The sequence below is a fragment of the Streptomyces albidicamelliae genome, assembly GCF_025642175.1.
Taxonomy (GTDB): domain Bacteria; phylum Actinomycetota; class Actinomycetes; order Streptomycetales; family Streptomycetaceae; genus Streptomyces; species Streptomyces albidocamelliae.
The window spans coordinates 7,483,133-7,499,585 of sequence record NZ_CP106795.1 but is presented as its reverse complement, the minus strand read 5'-3'; the positions used below and the strand labels follow the sequence as shown (position 1 = coordinate 7,499,585).

At 73.3% G+C, this 16,453-nt stretch carries 15 protein-coding genes; 9 read left to right on the top strand and 6 right to left on the bottom strand.

Annotated elements, in window-relative coordinates; all coding sequences use genetic code 11:
* Positions 1-116 precede the first annotated feature (116 nt).
* The gene (locus N8I86_RS33945; protein ID WP_263279530.1) at positions 117-683 is read left to right on the top strand and encodes a GlcG/HbpS family heme-binding protein; all 567 of its coding nucleotides are present in this window, start codon (positions 117-119) and stop codon (positions 681-683) included.
* Positions 684-766: 83 nt separating this feature from the next.
* Here the strand turns inward: N8I86_RS33945 and katG are convergent, their stop codons facing one another.
* The 4 genes from katG to N8I86_RS33925 form a co-directional block, all read right to left on the bottom strand.
* Positions 767-2,989 (bottom strand): catalase/peroxidase HPI, encoded by a 2,223-nt coding sequence (katG, locus tag N8I86_RS33940; protein WP_073890767.1) that lies wholly within the window; start codon positions 2,987-2,989, stop codon positions 767-769.
* 33 nt (positions 2,990-3,022) lie between these two features.
* Positions 3,023-3,460, bottom strand: a complete 438-nt coding sequence (locus N8I86_RS33935; RefSeq protein ID WP_073890768.1) for a Fur family transcriptional regulator — start codon at positions 3,458-3,460, stop codon at positions 3,023-3,025.
* A 226-nt stretch (positions 3,461-3,686) separates the two neighbouring features.
* The gene (locus N8I86_RS33930; RefSeq protein WP_263279529.1) at positions 3,687-4,868 is read right to left on the bottom strand and encodes an abortive phage infection protein; all 1,182 of its coding nucleotides are present in this window, start codon (positions 4,866-4,868) and stop codon (positions 3,687-3,689) included.
* Positions 4,869-5,108: 240 nt separating this feature from the next.
* Positions 5,109-5,525, bottom strand: coding sequence for a hypothetical protein (locus N8I86_RS33925; RefSeq protein ID WP_263279528.1), 417 nt, complete (start codon positions 5,523-5,525; stop codon positions 5,109-5,111).
* Between the two features lie 32 nt (positions 5,526-5,557).
* Here N8I86_RS33925 and N8I86_RS33920 point away from each other — a divergent pair, with 32 nt between their 5' ends.
* The 8 genes from N8I86_RS33920 (at position 5,558) to N8I86_RS33885 (ending at position 13,361) form a co-directional block, all read left to right on the top strand.
* Positions 5,558-6,112 carry a hypothetical protein gene (locus N8I86_RS33920; RefSeq protein ID WP_263279527.1) on the top strand — a complete coding sequence of 185 codons (555 nt, stop codon included), beginning with the start codon at positions 5,558-5,560 and terminating at the stop codon, positions 6,110-6,112.
* 276 nt (positions 6,113-6,388) lie between these two features.
* Entirely contained in the window at positions 6,389-7,552 is a 1,164-nt protein-coding gene (locus N8I86_RS33915; RefSeq protein WP_123440682.1) for an acyltransferase family protein, read from the top strand.
* Between the two features lie 111 nt (positions 7,553-7,663).
* Entirely contained in the window at positions 7,664-8,143 is a 480-nt protein-coding gene (locus N8I86_RS33910; protein WP_073890772.1) for an SRPBCC family protein, read from the top strand.
* A 716-nt stretch (positions 8,144-8,859) separates the two neighbouring features.
* Positions 8,860-9,753 carry an STAS domain-containing protein gene (locus N8I86_RS33905; protein ID WP_263279526.1) on the top strand — a complete coding sequence of 298 codons (894 nt, stop codon included), beginning with the start codon at positions 8,860-8,862 and terminating at the stop codon, positions 9,751-9,753.
* Complete coding sequence (locus N8I86_RS33900; RefSeq protein WP_073890776.1) at positions 9,750-10,130, top strand: STAS domain-containing protein; 381 nt, start codon at positions 9,750-9,752, stop codon at positions 10,128-10,130. The genes N8I86_RS33905 and N8I86_RS33900 overlap by 4 nt, the downstream gene beginning before the upstream one ends.
* A complete protein-coding gene (locus N8I86_RS33895) occupies positions 10,130-10,576 on the top strand; it encodes an anti-sigma regulatory factor (protein WP_073890777.1) in 447 nt (148 codons plus the stop codon). The genes N8I86_RS33900 and N8I86_RS33895 overlap by 1 nt, the downstream gene beginning before the upstream one ends.
* Complete coding sequence (locus N8I86_RS33890; RefSeq protein WP_263279525.1) at positions 10,573-11,622, top strand: ATP-binding SpoIIE family protein phosphatase; 1,050 nt, start codon at positions 10,573-10,575, stop codon at positions 11,620-11,622. The genes N8I86_RS33895 and N8I86_RS33890 overlap by 4 nt, the downstream gene beginning before the upstream one ends.
* Entirely contained in the window at positions 11,619-13,361 is a 1,743-nt protein-coding gene (locus N8I86_RS33885) for a PP2C family protein-serine/threonine phosphatase (protein WP_263279524.1), read from the top strand. Before N8I86_RS33890 ends, N8I86_RS33885 begins: the two co-directional genes overlap by 4 nt.
* A gap of 46 nt (positions 13,362-13,407) precedes the next feature.
* On the opposite strand, the gene N8I86_RS33880 is transcribed toward N8I86_RS33885, so the two are convergent.
* Complete coding sequence (locus N8I86_RS33880; RefSeq protein WP_263279523.1) at positions 13,408-13,647, bottom strand: chaplin; 240 nt, start codon at positions 13,645-13,647, stop codon at positions 13,408-13,410.
* A gap of 107 nt (positions 13,648-13,754) precedes the next feature.
* Entirely contained in the window at positions 13,755-16,034 is a 2,280-nt protein-coding gene (locus N8I86_RS33875) for a catalase (RefSeq protein WP_263279522.1), read from the bottom strand.
* Positions 16,035-16,453: the final 419 nt, after the last annotated feature.

Here is a 16,453-nt window from a genome sequence, read left to right as displayed (position 1 = left end):
CAACCGGTCCGGCGACGGGAAGCGGCCGGGACCGGGCCGAGGATCGAGGTCGGGAGCGCATCCGCTCCCGTAGCGCTCGCCGCGGCGAGTCCCTGCCACAGGAAGGTCGTTCGCCCATGTCCAGCCGTAGGAAGCCGTCCCGCCGTACCCGTGTCCTCGTCGGCGGTGCCGCCCTCGCCGTCGCCTGCGCGGGTGTCGTCGGTACGGTCGCCGCCAACGCCGCCGACTCGGGCGGCACCGCTCCGGCCGCCGCGCCCGCCGCCGCCCGGGGCGGTGACCTGGTCCAGAGCACGCACCTCACCCTGGACGCGGCCACCGGGGCGGCGCGGGCCGCGGTGGAGGCCGCGGAGAAGGACGGCCGGCATGTCTCCGTGGCCGTCGTCGACCGCAACGGCAACACCCTGGTCACCCTGCGCGGCGACGGCGCGGGTCCGCAGTCGTACGAGTCCGCCGTGCGCAAGGCGTTCACGGCGGTGTCGTGGAACGCGCCCACCTCGGAGCTGGCCGGCCGGCTGGCGCAGGCGCCGGGCCTGAAGGACATCCCGGGCACGCTGTTCCTCGCGGGCGGTGCGCCGGTGACCGCCAAGGGCGCCCCGGTCGCCGGCGTCGGCGTCGCGGGCGCCCCCTCGGGCGACCTGGACGAGAAGTACGCGCGGGCGGGGGTGGCGACGCTCGGTCACTGACCCGGCGGCGTCCCCGCCGGACGGCGGAGCGTCCGGGTCCTCCCCGCGGGGGCGGACCCGGACGCTCCGGCCGGACGGGTGGATCAGACGAGGTCGAACCGGTCCAGGTTCATGACCTTGTCCCAGGCGGCGACGAAGTCCTCGACGAACTTCTGCTTCGCGTCGTCGCTCGCGTAGACCTCGGCGAGCGCGCGCAGCTCGGAGTTGGAGCCGAAGACCAGGTCGGCGCGGCTGCCGGCCCACTTCAGCTCACCGGTGGCGGCGTCGCGGCCCTCGAACGCGGTCTGGTCCTCGGAGGTCGCCTTCCACGTCGTGCCCAGGTCGAGCAGGTTGACGAAGAAGTCGTTGGTGAGGACGCCGGGCGTCTTGGTGAGGACGCCGAGCTGCGTGCCCTGGTGGTTGGCGCCGAGGACGCGCAGGCCGCCGACGAGGACCGTCATCTCCGGGGCGCTCAGGGTGAGCAGGTTGGCGCGGTCGAGCAGCAGGTACTCGGCCGGCAGGCGGTTGCCCTTGCCGAGGTAGTTGCGGAAGCCGTCGGCGACCGGCTCCAGCGCCTCGAAGGACTCGGCGTCGGTGTGCTCCTCGGAGGCGTCCACGCGGCCCGCGGTGAAGGGCACCTGCACCTCGAAGCCGGCCTCCTTGGCGGCCTTCTCCACACCGGCGGCACCGCCGAGGACGATGAGGTCGGCCAGGGAGACCTTCTTGGCGCCGGAGGAGGCGTTGAAGTCCTGCTGGATGCCCTCCAGGGTGCGCAGCACCTGGCCGAGCGTGTCCGGGTCGTTGACCTCCCAGCCGCGCTGCGGCTGGAGACGGATGCGGGCGCCGTTGGCGCCGCCGCGCTTGTCGCTGCCGCGGAAGGTCGAGGCGGACGCCCAGGCGGTGGTGACCAGCTGGGACACGGTCAGGCCGGACTCCAGCAGCTTGGTCTTGAGGGCCGCGACGTCGGCGGAGTCGATCAGTTCGCCCTCGCGCTCGGGCAGCGGGTCCTGCCACAGCAGGGTCTCCGCCGGGACCTCCGGGCCGAGGTACAGCGACTTCGGGCCCATGTCGCGGTGGGTGAGCTTGTACCACGCGCGGGCGAAGGCGTCCGCGAATTCCTCCGGGTTCTCGTAGAACCGGCGGGAGATGGGCTCGTAGATCGGGTCGTAGCGCAGCGACAGGTCGGTGGTGAGCATCCGCGGGCGGTGCTTCTTCTCCGGGTCGAACGCGTCCGGGACGTTCTCCGGGGCGTCCTTGGCCACCCACTGGTTGGCGCCGGCCGGGCTCTGGGTGAGCTCGTACTCGTACTCGAAGAGGTTCTTGAAGAACCCGTTGCTCCACTGGGTCGGGGTCGTGGTCCAGATGACCTCCAGACCACTGGTGATGGCGTCCTTGCCGACACCCGTGTTGTAGGTGCTGCGCCAGCCCAGGCCCTGCTCCTCCATGGTGGCGGCCTCGGGGTCGGCACCCACGTGGTCGGCCGGGCCGGCGCCGTGGGTCTTGCCGAAGGTGTGGCCACCGGCGATCAGCGCGACGGTCTCCTCGTCGTTCATGGCCATGCGGCGGAACGTCTCACGGATGTCGCGGGCCGCGGCGATCGGGTCCGGGTTGCCGTTCGGGCCCTCGGGGTTGACGTAGATCAGGCCCATCTGGACGGCGCCGAGCGGGTTCTCCAGCTGGCGGTCGCCGGTGTAGCGGCGGTCGTCCAGCCAGGTGGTCTCGGGGCCCCAGTACACGTCCTCCTCGGCCTCCCAGACGTCCGCGCGGCCGCCGCCGAAGCCGAAGGTCTCGAAGCCCATCTGCTCCAGCGCGACGTTGCCGGTGAGGACCAGCAGGTCGGCCCAGGAGATGTTCTGGCCGTACTTCTTCTTGACCGGCCACAGCAGACGGCGGGCCTTGTCGAGGTTGCCGTTGTCGGGCCAGCTGTTGAGCGGGGCGAAGCGCTGCTGCCCGGCGCCCGCGCCGCCGCGGCCGTCGCTGATGCGGTACGTGCCCGCGCTGTGCCAGGCCATACGGATCATGAGGGGGCCGTAGTTGCCGAAGTCGGCGGGCCACCAGTCCTGAGAGGTCGTCAGCACCTCGGCGATGTCCCGCTTCACGGCGGCGAGGTCCAGGGCGTTGAACGCCTCGGTGTAGTCGAAGTCGTCGCCCAGCGGATTGGCCACGGCCGGGTTCTTCGCCAGGATCTTGAGGTTCAGCCGCTCCGGCCACCACTGGCGGTTGCCGCCGCCCTGGGTCGGGTGTGGGGCACGGTCGTGGGCGACGGGGCAACCGCCGCTTCCCTCCGCCTTCGCGTCTGTGACGATCGCGTCGTGGTTCTCAGTCATGGCAATCCTTCCGAACTGTGCGGAACTCGGTGCTCAGGAACTGTGGCCGGTGGAGCAGTCGGGGCAGATGCCCCAGTAGACGACCTCGGCCTCGTCGATGCGGAAGCCGCGGTCGTCGGAGGCGGTCAGGCACGGCGCGTCGCCGACCGCGCAGTCGACGTCGGCGACGGTTCCGCACGACCGGCACACGATGTGGTGGTGGTTGTCGCCCACGCGTCCCTCGAAGCGGGCCGGATGGCCGGCCGGCTCGATGCGGCGCACGAGGCCCGCCGCGGTGAGGGCGTGCAGGGCCTCGTAGACGGCTTGCAGGGAGATGTGGCCCACGCGGTCTCGGACCCCGGTGGCGATCGCCTCGACGCCGAGGTGGTCGCCGTCCCGGACGGTCTCCAGCAGCGCGACGCGGGCTGCCGTCACGCGCAGGCCGGCACCGCGGAGCTCCTCGGCGGTGGTCGGGGTCGGGGAGGCGGTCATGACGCCGAACCTACCCTCATAAACACGAAGGGTTCAAGAAAACGAACGATGCAATTTTCGTGGCCCCACCGTCGCCAAGTGTTCGCCTCCGCGGAGGTCTGCCGGGGATGGCGACCGGCGTCCGGACGGGGGCACGCACGCATCATGCGGCCGGGCGCCACCGGGGGCCGGACGCCGAGCCGGATCATCCTCCCAACGGGTGAAACGGGGGGCGGCCCTCAACGCGTCAGCGGGCCGCGCGTGCGGTGGCGTAGCGGTGGGCCAGCGCGTGGAAGGCCGCCTTGGGTTCCCAGTGCCAGCCGGAGGCGGGGTCGTCCGGCCGGTCCTTCAGGGTCTTGGTGACGGAGTAGCCAGCCATGTCGAGGTCGTGCGGCGGGTCGTCCGGACGGTGCGGGGCGTCGGGGGTCACGAACTCGAAGGCCATCGCGGCATAGAGGTCCAACGAGTCGAATACGTCGAGGAGTTGACCGAGGTAGGCGGCCTGGGTGCGCTCACTGCGGACCAGGTGCCCCTTGATCTCCTCGGGGTGCTTGTCGTGGTCGACGACATCCCAGCCCATGCCGGCGGTCTCCGGTGCGCCGACGTAGGCGCAGGTGCCGAACTCCGTGATGGCCAGCGGCTTGCCGAAGCGCAGATAGCGCTTCAACTCCCTTATGTAGTGCGCCTTGTCGGCGAAGTACGAGTAGTAGTCGATGCCTACAACGTCGAAGAGACGCCAGTCCACCCGGTCGTCCTGGGCGGCCGCGTAGCTCAGCCGGCCACGGAAGACGGAGCGGCCGACCGCCGCCGCCTTCGCCGTGAACCGGTCCAGACGGCGCTGCATCACGACGGGGTCCACCTTGCCGTCGAGGAGGTTGCGGACGCGTTCGAGGACGGTGTCGCCCGGGACGATGCCGGGCACGAACAGCCCGAACTCGCAGCCCACGCTGAGGTCCACGACGGCACCCTGCCGGCGCAGCCGCTCGGCGAACCGGCCGGTCTCCGCGAGATGTTCGAGGATGTCCCGTTCGGGCACGTCGCCCAGGGTCGGCTGGAGCCACACGCGCAGCCCGCGCTCCGCCGCCTCCGCGGCGGTGGCCGTGAGGCGTTCCACCCCGTCCCCGGTGACGTCGACGGTGTCCGCGTGCAGCTCGTCGCGGATCACGCGGATGTCGCGTCGCATCCGGTTCGCGCTGAAGGCCGTACCCGGTGTCTCGCCGGCGCCGACGGTGTAGACGACGCCGTGGTGCCGGAGCCCGGGCCGCTTCCCCGGCCGCTCCTCGCCAGGCCGCTCCTCGCCAGGCCGCTCCTCGCCAGGCCGCTTCTCGCCCGCCCGGGCCGCGCACGCGGGAAGCAGCGCCGCGGCGAGCGCGGCGGAGGCCGTACCGGCCAGGAGCTGTGCGCGATCGATCCCTGTGGTCTTCTCCATGCGGCCACCCTGCCGGGCATTGGGCCCGCGCCGCCGTCGGCCGACGGTCTGCGCCGCGGGGCCGACGGTCTACGGCGCGACGTCCAAAGATGCGGGCGGGGCACCGAAAGTCGCAGTCCGGGCACCGGGGCACCGGCAGTCCGGACCGTGCCGCGGGCGGCGGGCCCTCGCGGCCCGTCCCCGCGGGCGGACCGGCGGACACGGCACATGGTTCGCGCCCCGTGAGGAACCCGGACGCCGTCATCGAAGTGGCCGTCGAGAGGGACGCCGGTGGACCTGGACGCCGTCGCCGACGAGCTGTACGCACTGCGGCCGGAGGAGTTCGTCGCGGCCCGTGACCGTCGCGCCCTGGACGCCCGGCGGTCCGGCGAGCAGGGCCTCGCCGCGGAGATCGGCGCACTGCGCAGGCCGAGCCTGGCCGCCTGGGTCAGCAACCTCCTGGTGCGCCGGGAGCCGGACGAGGTCCCGCCGCTGCTCGCCCTCGGCGAGGAGCTGCGCCGCGCCCACCGTGAACTGGACGGCCCCCGGCTGCGCCGGCTCGCACGCCGGCAGAGCGAGGTGATCGGCGCGCTGGCCCGGCAGGCCCGTCGGCTGGCCGGGCAGTCCGGGCATCCGGTGGGTGAGGGCGTCCAGCGCGAGGTCGAGGAGACCCTGCACGCGGCGCTGGCGGACGCGGACGCCGCCCGGGAATGGGCGGCGGGCCGGCTGGTGAAACCGCTCCACGCCACCGTCGGCTTCCCGGCGGCCGGCGCGACTCCCCGGACCGCCGGACCGCCACCCCGGCGAGCGGGCCGGGGAAGCGCGCGACGGACGACGAGCCCACCGGCGACCCGGACCACGCGCCCGGGGAACGGCCCCGCGTCCGCCCGGACCGCGCCGGGAGGCAGACGCCCACCAGCCGACCTGACCGCGAGGCCGGAGAGGAGCGCCGCGAGAGCCGCCGGCGGCTCGCCGAGGCCCGGACCCGGGCCCGGGAGGCCGAGCGGGACCTGCGGGCCCGGGAACAGGAGGCGGAGGCCGCCGAAGACGAGACGGCGGAGGCCGGTGCCCGGGCAGCCGAACTGGAGGAGCGGGTCCGGGAGCTGGAGGACCGGTTGCGCGAAGCCCGGGCCGGGCAGGGGGAGGCCCGCGCCGCGGCCCGGGCGGCGCGGGAGCGGTCACGCCGGGCCGAGCAGGCCGTACGGGAGGCCCGGCGGCGAGCGGTCGCGGCCACCGAGCGGGCGGGTCGGCCGACGCCCGGCTGACGTCGGCGTCCGGAACGGGCTTCCGCATGGTCCTCAGCGGGGTCGAGCCGTCGGCAAGCCCCGGGTGAGGCGTCCCGTGAGCCGGCTGGGCCGGGCCGACCGGTTCCGCGGGCGCCGTCACTCGTACGGGTGCAGCCGGTCCGGCCGTCCGTGGCACAGCGGGGGCTCCGTCGTTCGGCAGCAGTGTGATGTTTGCCTCGCGACGTGATGGATCGGGGGTGAGCGGGCAACGTACCCCTTCATGCTCCAAGCGAACCCTCTGCGGCAGGTGACTCGATGATTACGGCGACGAACCGGGCGCTCCGGACGCCGCCCGCCAGAGCCGGCGCGAAAGGCACCGGACTCTCCCCCTCCGCCGCCATGCCCTCCTTGCCGTCCCTCACCGGGCTGCGGTGGATGGCGGCGCTGCTGGTGTTCGGACTGCACGTGAACAACTTCGGCTACTTCGGTGGCACCGGCGGCCGCTTCGTGAAGTGGGGGTTCGGTGCCGGTGCCACCGGCGTGTCGTTCTTCTTCGTGCTGTCCGGATTCGTGCTGACCTGGTCGGCGAGACCCGGCGACCGGGCGCTCGCCTTCTACCGCCGGCGCATCGCGCGCGTCTACCCGGTGCACCTGGTCACCCTGCTGCTGGCGCTGATCATGGCGTACACGCTGGCGCACCAGCCCCGGCCGACGCCCAAGCAGGCGCTGGCCAACGTCCTGCTGCTGCACTCGTGGTGGCGCCCCTGGTGGCAGACGCTGAACCCGGTCAGCTGGTCCCTGACCTGCGAGGCATTCTTCTACGCCGCCTTCCCGCTGCTGATCCTGGTACTCCGCCGGCTGGGCCCGCGCGGTGCGGTCGCGCTGGGCGGCCTGTCGATGGCGGCGGTCCTGGTGCTGGCCCGGGCGGACGCCCACCACTGGTGGAAGTACGCCCTGTACTCGTTCCCCGGCGCCCGGCTGCCGGAGTTCGTGCTCGGCGCCGTCACCGCGCGGCTGGTGCTGCTCGGCCGGTGGCGCGGGCCAGGTCTGGAGGCGTCGCTCGCCCTGGCGCTGATCGGGTACTTCCTCGTCCCCCAGGTCACCCCCGGCTACACCGCGACCGTGTGCACCCTGATCGGGTTCACGCTGCTCATTCCGGCCGCGGCCGTCGCCGACCTGCACGGGCTGCCCTCACTGTGGCGCGGCCGCAAGCTCGTGCGACTCGGGGAACTGTCGTTCGCCTTCTACATGATCCACCTGCTGGTGCTCCGTACCGGAACCCAGTTGCTGGGCAAGAAACCGCATTTCGGTGTCCTGGGCGGGCTGGCCGTCACCGCGATCGTGTTCGCCGTGTCCCTGGCGCTGTCCTGGCTGCTGTACGAGGCGGTGGAGTGCCCGGCGAGACGCCTGCTGCTGCGGCGCCGGCCCTCCCGCCGGGCCCCGGAACCGGCGCCGGCCCCCGCCGCCGCCCCGGACTGAGGCACCCGGCCACACGACGAGTTCGCATGCACGAGGAGTTCGCATGCATGGACCGCGCGGAGCCAGGAACCCGATCCCCCAAGCATTCGACAGCGACGAGAGGGATCATTCATGTCTCAGGTCGAGGAGTCCGTGCGGGTCGACGTGCCGGTGCGCACCGCCTACAACCAGTGGACCCAGTTCGAGACCTTCCCCGCCTTCATGGAGGGTGTGGAGCGCATCGAGCAGCGGACCGAGACCCTCACGCACTGGGTGACCAACATCGGCGGCGTCCGGCGCGAGTTCGACGCCGCGATCACCGAACAGCGGCCCGACGAGCGGGTCGCCTGGACCACCGTCGACGGCGAGGCGCGGCAGGCCGGTGTGGTCACCTTCCACCGCATCGACGAGTCCAGCACGAAGGTCATGCTCCAGCTGGACTACGAGCCCGAGGGCGTGACCGAGACGGTCGGCGACAAGCTCGGCCTGGTCAAGCGGCGCGTCACGGGCGATCTGCACCGGTTCAAGGAGTTCATCGAGAAGCGCGGGGGCCAGGAGACCGGCGCCTGGCGCGGCGAGGTCGGCGGTGCGGGAGGCGGCACCGGCCTCTGACCGGTCGCACTCCTGGGTGACGTCGGCAACAGTCAGGAGAGTCCGGCGCGTTTCGGGGTAGACGGCCCAGCGACACCGGCCCGGCGGCGGAAGCCGCCGGGCCGAGACCGCTTGACGCAACGAAGGAGCCGTGTCGACGTGCGCGGGAAACAGACCGGGGTGTCGCGGCGGACGGCCGGTGACCCGGCCGGGGCCGCCGGGCACCGGCGGCCATGTGCCTACCGTCCGCTCCCGCGGGCTGCCGGCGCGGCCTCGCGGCCCGGGATCCGCGGGGCCGCGGCGACGTCACCGGGGGCCCGTCCGGCGAATCCGGTGGTCGGGAGCCAGTCGCACAGCCGGCTCGCGGACGGAGCCGTGGTGCCCGGGCGACGGACGGGCGCGGGGCCTGCCGGCGCCTCCGGCAGAGTCGCCGCCCCCGCGGTCACCCGCGCGGCCTCGTTCGGCACCGGAGGGGTGCGGAACGCGGTCACGCCGCCCCTCTCGAAGGCGATGGGACGATCAGCGGCGCCGGGGCGATCAGCGCCCTAGGCGGCGGCGTGCCGGACGGGGGCTGCCGGCACGGGCGGCCGTGGCGGGGCGCGAGGGCGCCGGAGGTGACACGGTCACCTGCCGGGTGGTTTGGCCGGACGGGAACGTGGCGGATAATGTTGTCATACGGCAACTAACTGCTCGGGTCCGGCCGACCGGTGCCGGCACCTGGCTGTGCGAGAGGAGAGATGCAAGTGCCGGAGCAGGACGCGGCCGAGTCGGCGCCGCAGGCGGTGAGTTCCTTCCTGGAGCGGCGCCGCGAACAGATCGCCCAGCGCTGGGCCGACGCCCCCTTGTTCCGCACGGTCTTCACGGTCTCCCGCGACGAGGCGGTCGAGGCGGGCAAGGCCGTGGTGGACGCGCTGTCCCAGGTGGCGGCGACCGGTCGGCTCGACGACATCGAGGCCCCCGGCTTCGGCGCCGTGCGCGACCAGCTGGGACGTACGGCCCAGACCAGGGCTCGTACCGGCGCGACCCCCTCGCAGATCTCCGACGAGGTGAGCGCCCTGCGCGAGCCGGTGACGGAGTTGCTGCGCGCGGAGTTCGCCGACCCGGCCGCACCGCACGCCCACGAGAGTGTGCTGGCGCTGACCGTCCTGCTGGGGACGCTGCGCGTGGTGGTGATGGAGACCGCGCTGCACGCGGGCAGCGAGCTGATCGAGCGGCAGCGCCAGCAGCTGCTCGAAGTGGCCACCCCCGTCATCCAGTTGTGGGAGGGGACCGTCGCCGTACCGCTGATCGGCACCCTCGACAGCGCGCGCAGCCAGGTCGTGATGGAGTCCCTGCTGGAGGCCATCGTCGACCAGCGGGCCCGGTACGCCATCCTCGACATCACCGGCGTGCCCACCGTCGACTCGCTCGTCGCGCAGCACCTGATGAAGACCGTGGCGGCGGCGCGGCTCATGGGTGCCGAGTGCATCGTCTCCGGCATCCGCCCGGCCATCGCGCAGACGATCGTGCAGCTCGGCATCGACCTGGGCTCCGTGCTCACCCGTGCCTCGCTGGCCGACGCGCTGGCCTACGCGCTGGGGCGGCAGGGCATCGAGGTCACCCGTACGGACGCGGGTGCGAGTGCGCGGTGAACCAGACCTTTCCCGGTCGTCCCGCCCAGGTCCCGGTACTCGCCCTGGGCGACGTCCTGCTGGTCTCCCTGCAGGGCGAGCTGCACGACGGCATGGCCGAGCAGCTTCAGCACGACATCACGAGCCGCATCTCGGCCAGCGGGGTGAGCGGTGTGGTGCTCGACATCTCCGGGGTGGACGTCGTCGACTCGTTCCTCGGCCGGGTGCTGGCGGAGATCGCCTCGACGGCGCGGCTGCTGGCGGCCCGCACGGTACTGGCCGGGATGCGGCCCGCCGTGGCGATCACCCTGGTCGAGCTGGGGCTCACCCTGCCCGGGCTGGTCACCGCCCTGGACGTGGACCGGGCCATGGAACTGCTGTCCCAGAGGGGGACGTGATGCAGACGTCCGGCCGGACCACCGCGACCAGCCTGCCCATCGGCTCGGACGCGGATCTGGCCTGGGTGCGGCAGCAGGTGCGGCAATGCGCGGCGCAGCTCGGTTTCGGCCTGGTGCAGCAGACGAAGCTGGTCACGGCCGCGAGCGAGCTGGCCCGCAACACCCTGGTGCACGGCGGCGGCGGTCGGGTGGAGATCACCCCGCTGGACAACGGCCGTACCCGCGGGCTGCGGATGTGCTTCATCGACAGCGGGCCGGGCATCCGTGACCTGGAGCTGGCGATGACGGACGGCTACACCAGCGGCGGCGGGCTCGGGCTGGGACTGAGCGGCGCCAAGCGGCTGGTGCACGAGTTCGGTGTGGACAGCGAACCGGGCCGGGGCACGACCGTGACGGCCGTCGCCTGGGTGGCCCAGGTCCCCTCGTCGCGTCCGGGGTTCGGATGAGCCGGGTGTGGGAGGTCCCGGTGCACGACTCCACACGGGTCCGGGACGCCCGGATGGCCGCCCGGGAGGCGTGCGCCCACGCGGGCCTCGCCGCGGAGCGCACGGCGGCCGCCGAGCTGGTCGCCACCGAGCTGGCCACCAATCTGCTCAAGCACGCGGGCGGCGGCCGTATGGTGGTGAACCCGGTGGCACCGCCGGCCGGTGGCGCCGGGACCTCGGTGCAGCTGTTCTCCCTCGACAACGGCCCGGGCATCGCCGACGTCACCGCGGCGCTGCGGGACGGCTACACCACGGCGGACGTCTCCCTCGGCGCGGGCCTCGGCAGCTGCCGGCGGATCGCGAACGCCTTCCACCTTTACAGCGTTCCGAGCCGCGGGACGGTCGCCACGGCCCGGATCGACCCGGTGCCCGGCAAACGCGGGACATGGGCCGCCGAGCTGCCCGCGGGCGGGATCGCGGTCGCGCTCGGCCAGGCGGAGCAGTGCGGCGACGCCTGGGCCTGGGCGCGCTCCGGCGGGCTCGTGACGCTGCTGCTCGCCGACGGCCTCGGACACGGCCCCAAGGCGGCGCACGCGGCCGGCGTCGCGGTGGCGGAGCTGCGCGCTCTCGCTCCCCTGCCACCCGAGGACATCCTGCGCCGGCTGAACGCCGCGCTGCGGCCGACCCGGGGTGCGGCGGTCTCCGTCGCCCAGCTGGACACGGAACGGCGGGAGCTCGCCTTCGCCGGCGTCGGCAACGTCGGCGCCCGGCTGCGCACCGAGGACTCGTGGACCTCCCTGGTGACCCGTCCGGGGATCGTCGGGGCGTACTTCCCGGCGCACCTCCCCGCACGTCGGCTCCCCTGGCGCCCGGACAGTCTGCTCGTCCTGCACAGCGACGGACTGCCCAGCCGCTGGACCCCGCCCGACGACCCCCGTCTGCTCACCCACGACCCCTCGGTGGTGGCCGCGGCGATCCTGCGCGACGCGGGCAGCCCCGCCCGCCCCGTACGTGACGACACCAGTGTGGCCGTACTGGCCCCCGACCGCCGGACCCCCACTCCATGACAGCCCCCTCCGACACCTGGACCATCGCCTCCGCCGCCGACGCGGCCCGCGCCCGCGCCCTGCTGGCACGGCTCACGGCGGACGCCGGGGTGCCCGCGCTCGAGCGGGCCCGCTTCCTGACCGCGCTCGGTGCCCGGCTGCGCCACGGCCTGGCCGAGGGCGGCGCGGAACTGCGGGTGACCGCGGACCCGGGCGGCTGTCTGCACGTGGCCCTGCACGGACCGGCCCTGACCGAGCCCTGGCAGCGGGCGCTCGTCTGCCCCTCCCCCGTCACCGGCCCGCTGCCCCGCCCGGCGGCCGTGGACGACATCGGCCTGGCCGAGGCGCTGCTGGCCGCCGACGAGGACACGACCGCCGTACTCACCGGTCTGGACGAGACGGAGGAGCTGGTCGAGTTCCATCGCGAGGAGCTGCACCAGACCAACCAGGGAGTGCTGGCGCTGCACGCCGAACTGGAGGCGGCGGCGCTGGCCCAGCGCGAACTCCTCGACGCCGAGCGGATCGCACGCGCCGAGGCCGAGAACGCCCGCAGACTGCTGACCTTCCTGGCCAACGCCAGCGCCGTCCTCAACGCTTCCCTGGACCACGAGGACATCCTGCGCCGGATCCCCGAGCTGCTGGTCCCGGAGTACGCCGCGAACGTGGACGTCTGGCTCCTGGAGGACGAAGGGGCGCCGGCGGACGGGCGGCCGGCGGCCACGGTCGCGGCGGCCCGCACCGGGCGCCCGCAGTACGCAGGCCCCCATCCCGGTGAACTCCCGGGCGTGGACGACCTGCCGGCCTCCGTGCTCTCCCCCGACCGGCCGCTGCTGTGCCTGCCGCTCGGCGCCCGCACGGTGCAGGGTGTGCTGACGCTGACCGCGCCCGGCGACCGCTTCGCCCCGGACACCACGGTGATGCTGCTGGAGGTGGCCCGCCGTGCGGGCATCGCCCTGGACAACGCCCGCCGGTACGAGCAGCACCGGGACGTCGCCGAGGCCCTGCAGCGCGCCCAGCTCACCGACCTGCCCTCGACCCCCGGGCTCGCGCTGGCCGCCCGCTATCTGCCCGCGACGCACGGCCTGAACATCGGCGGCGACTGGTACGACGCCTTCCCGCAACCCGACGGCAGTGTGCTGGCGGTGATAGGGGATGTCACGGGGCACGGACTGCGCGCGGCGGTCATCATGGGGCAGTTGCGCACCGCCCTGCGCGCGTACGCCGTCGAGGGCAACGGCCCGGCCGGGATCCTGACGCTGCTGCACCGCATGCTGCTGCACCAGCAGCCGGAGTTGTACGCGACCTGTGCGATCACCCGGTTCACGCCGGGCACGCCGGAGGTGGTGTGGGCGGCCGCCGGGCATCCGCCGCCCGTCATCCGGGGGCCCGGGGGCGAGGTGCGGGTGCTGGAGGCGAAGCCGGGGATCATGCTGGGCGTTCCGGTGCCCTACGAGTACGAGGAGCACACCGTCGAGCTGCCGGCGGGGTCCACGATCGCGCTCTACACCGACGGTCTGGTGGAGCGGCGGTCCGCCGGGATCGACGCGGGGATCGACCGGCTGGCCCGGGCCATGGAAGCGCTGGACGGGACGGAGCCGGCGGACCTGGAGGCGGCGGCCGACTCCCTGCTGAAGCCGATGCTGCACGACGCCGAGCACGACGACGACATCTGTCTGCTGCTGTGCCGCACGACGGAGCCCACCGAGCCGGCGGAGACCGCCGAGGCGCCTGCCGGGGCGGCGCGGACGACGGGGTCCTGAACGGCCGTGCGCCGGCCCCACGGGAGGGGCCGGCGCACGGGCGTCGTCAGTCGTTGACGCAGGAGCTGCCGCCGGCCGGGTTCAGCAGGCCGACGAGGTCGATGCTGTCGCCGCACAGGTTGACCGGGATGTTGACCGGCACCTGGATCACGTTGCCGGAGAGGACACCCGGGCTGTTGACGGCGCTTCCGACGACCGGGGCCGGGTCGGCGTGTGCGACGGTCGCACCCGCGAGTCCGAGAACACCTGCGAGAACGGCCGTCGTGGCGATGCTGCGAATGCGCATGATCTGCCTCACTGGTTGGGCGTAGGGACCCGTCCATCACACCTGCCCGCCACGCCGTTCGCCTCTCCGGCTAGGCCGATCGGACCGCCGTGCGTCCGCCGTGCCGGTCAGGCGGCCGAGGGGAAGCGTTCCCAGACCCGGTGGGCGCCGAGCAACCGGGTGAGCTGTTGCAGCACCGCCGTCGCGGTGTCTCCCGCGACCACACCGGGGGCGTCGAGCGGGATGCCGGCCGCCTCCAGCGCGGTCTCGCCGCCCTTGGCGGCACCGATGGCCTTGCCGTGCCGGTAGGCCTCCGCCAGCAGCAGCCCCACCCGGGGGTCGGGGGTGCCCAGTTGGGCCGCGGGCGAGCCGGCCTTGGCGTCGCGGGCGCCGTAGGCGTCGGCGCCGACCCCGGGGGTCCCGGCCACCAGGAGGGCGTCGAACTCCACCGAACGCGCGGTGGCGTAGGTCCGCTGGACGGTCAGGGCGTCCGTGCCGTCGCCGAGGGTGCCGCCGGCCGGCGCCACGATCAGGGGGACCATGCCGCCGCTCAGCACCTCCTCGCGCACGGCCCGTACGCCGTCGAGGTCGCCGTCGGGGCCGGTGACGATGCCGACGATCCGGCCGTCGGTGGGCCAGGTGTGACCGACCTGGGAGAGGGCGGGGCTCGGTTCGACCTCGGCCAGGGGCACGGTCGGCTCGGGTGCGGGCAGGCCGAGTCCGGCGGCGACACCGGCGCACAGCTCCGGGTCGATGTTCGCGAGGACCTGCAACGCCCGTTCCCTGATGGCCTGTTCGTAGCACTTGGCGAGTTCGAAGGAGTAGGCGCCGATGATGTGCTCGCGCTCCACCGGGCTCATACTGAGCCAGAACCGGCGGGGCTGGCTGAAGTGGTCGTCGAACGACTCCGGTGCCGCACGGACCTTGGTGGCCTCCGGCACCTTTACGGGTGTCTCGATGAACGCGCCCGTGTCGGCACCCGCGGTGAACGGGCAGCCGCCGTCGAGGGAGTTGGGCCGGTAGGGGGCGACACCGCGGTGCACGGCGGTCTGGTGGAAGCCGTCGCGCAGCATGTCGTTGACGGGCGAGTGCGGCCGGTTGATCGGGATCTGCGCGAAGTTGGGGCCGCCCAGCCGGGTGATCTGGGTGTCCAGGTAGGAGAAGAGCCGGCCGGCCAGCAGCGGGTCGTCGGTGACGTCGATGCCGGGGACGAGGTGCCCGACGTGGAAGGCGACCTGCTCGGTCTCGGCGAAGTAGTTCGAGGGGTTGCGGTCGAGGGTGAGCAGGCCGATGGGCTGCACGGGGGCGAGTTCTTCGGGGACGAGGTTCGTCGCGTCCAGCAGGTCGATGCCCTCGAAGGTCTGCTCGGGTGTGTCGGGGAAGGTCTGGATGCCCAGTTCCCACTCCGGGTAGGCGCCGGACTCGATGGCGTCGTAGAGGTCGCGGCGGTGGAAGTCGGGGTCGACGCCGTTGATGATCTGCGCCTCCTCCCACACCAGGGAGTGCACGCCCAGTTTCGGCTTCCAGTGGAACTTCACCAGGGTGGTCGCGCCCGCCGCGTCGACCAGGCGGAAGGTGTGGACGCCGAAGCCCTCCATGGTGCGGTACGAGCGCGGGATGCCCCGGTCGGACATGTTCCACAGGGTGTGGTGGGTGGCCTCGGTGTGCAGCGTGACGAAGTCCCAGAAGGTGTCGTGGGCGCTCTGGGCCTGCGGGATCTCCCGGTCGGGGTGCGGCTTGGCGGCGTGGACGACGTCCGGGAACTTGATCGCGTCCTGGATGAAGAACACCGGGATGTTGTTGCCGACCAGGTCGAAGACGCCCTCGCTGGTGTAGAACTTCGTCGCGAAGCCCCGGGTGTCGCGGACGGTGTCGGAGGAACCCCGGGAACCGAGCACGGTCGAGAAACGGACGAACACCGGTGTCTCGGTGTCCTCGGCGAGGAACGCCGCCTTGGTGACGCCTGCCGCGGTGCCGTAGCTGCGGAAGACGCCGTGCACGCCCGCGCCGCGGGCGTGGACGACGCGCTCGGGGATGCGCTCGTGGTCGAAGTGCATGACCTTCTCGCGCAGGTGGTGGTCCTGGAGGAGGACCGGGCCGCGCGGGCCCGCCTTGAGCGAGTGGTCGGTGTCGTACAGCCGGGTGCCCTGCGCGTCGGTCAGGTAGCTGCCGCTCTGCGCCATCCGCGCCTGGTCGGCGCCGGTGGGCTGACCGGTGGGCGAGACGGTGTCCGGGCCGGTCTGGTCGGGCTTGGGCGGCAACGGCTCACGGGGCTCGGTCGGTTCGGCGACCGGCGGCGACTCGGGGCCCGGCTTGCCGGGCACGCCGTCCTCCGGGCCCTCGGCAGCACCGCGCAGGGCCTTCGCCACCTTGTCCGCCGCATGCTTGAGAGGATTGGTCTCGCTCATCAGTGGCAGTCCTTCGCTGGTCATAGGGGGGTACGCGCGCGGACGCGGTGCTGGTGCGCGCCGCGCGATGGCCACGCCGAGGGATACGGCCGACTCGGTGCACGCATCAGGCCGAACACGGAGGAAAGGGCCGGCACGGCTCCCGTACCGAGGTCCCCGGGCCGGGGCGTCCGAAACCGGTAACCATGGGAGATTTCCGGTCGGGGTGAAGTCGGGCCGTCTCCTGTCGAGTACCGGGGGCAGGCCCGCCGGACGCACTGGTCCGGTCCCGGAGACCGCCGGACGGGGCCAAGGCCCGCCTGCCGGACGCGTCTTCGTCAGCAGGGCCGGCTTCTTGACCCGGGTGGCGGGCGCCAGTCCGGTCGCCCGCAGGGGCCACCCTATCCGTCGGCCGGTACGGCCGCAGTTCGGGACGTACC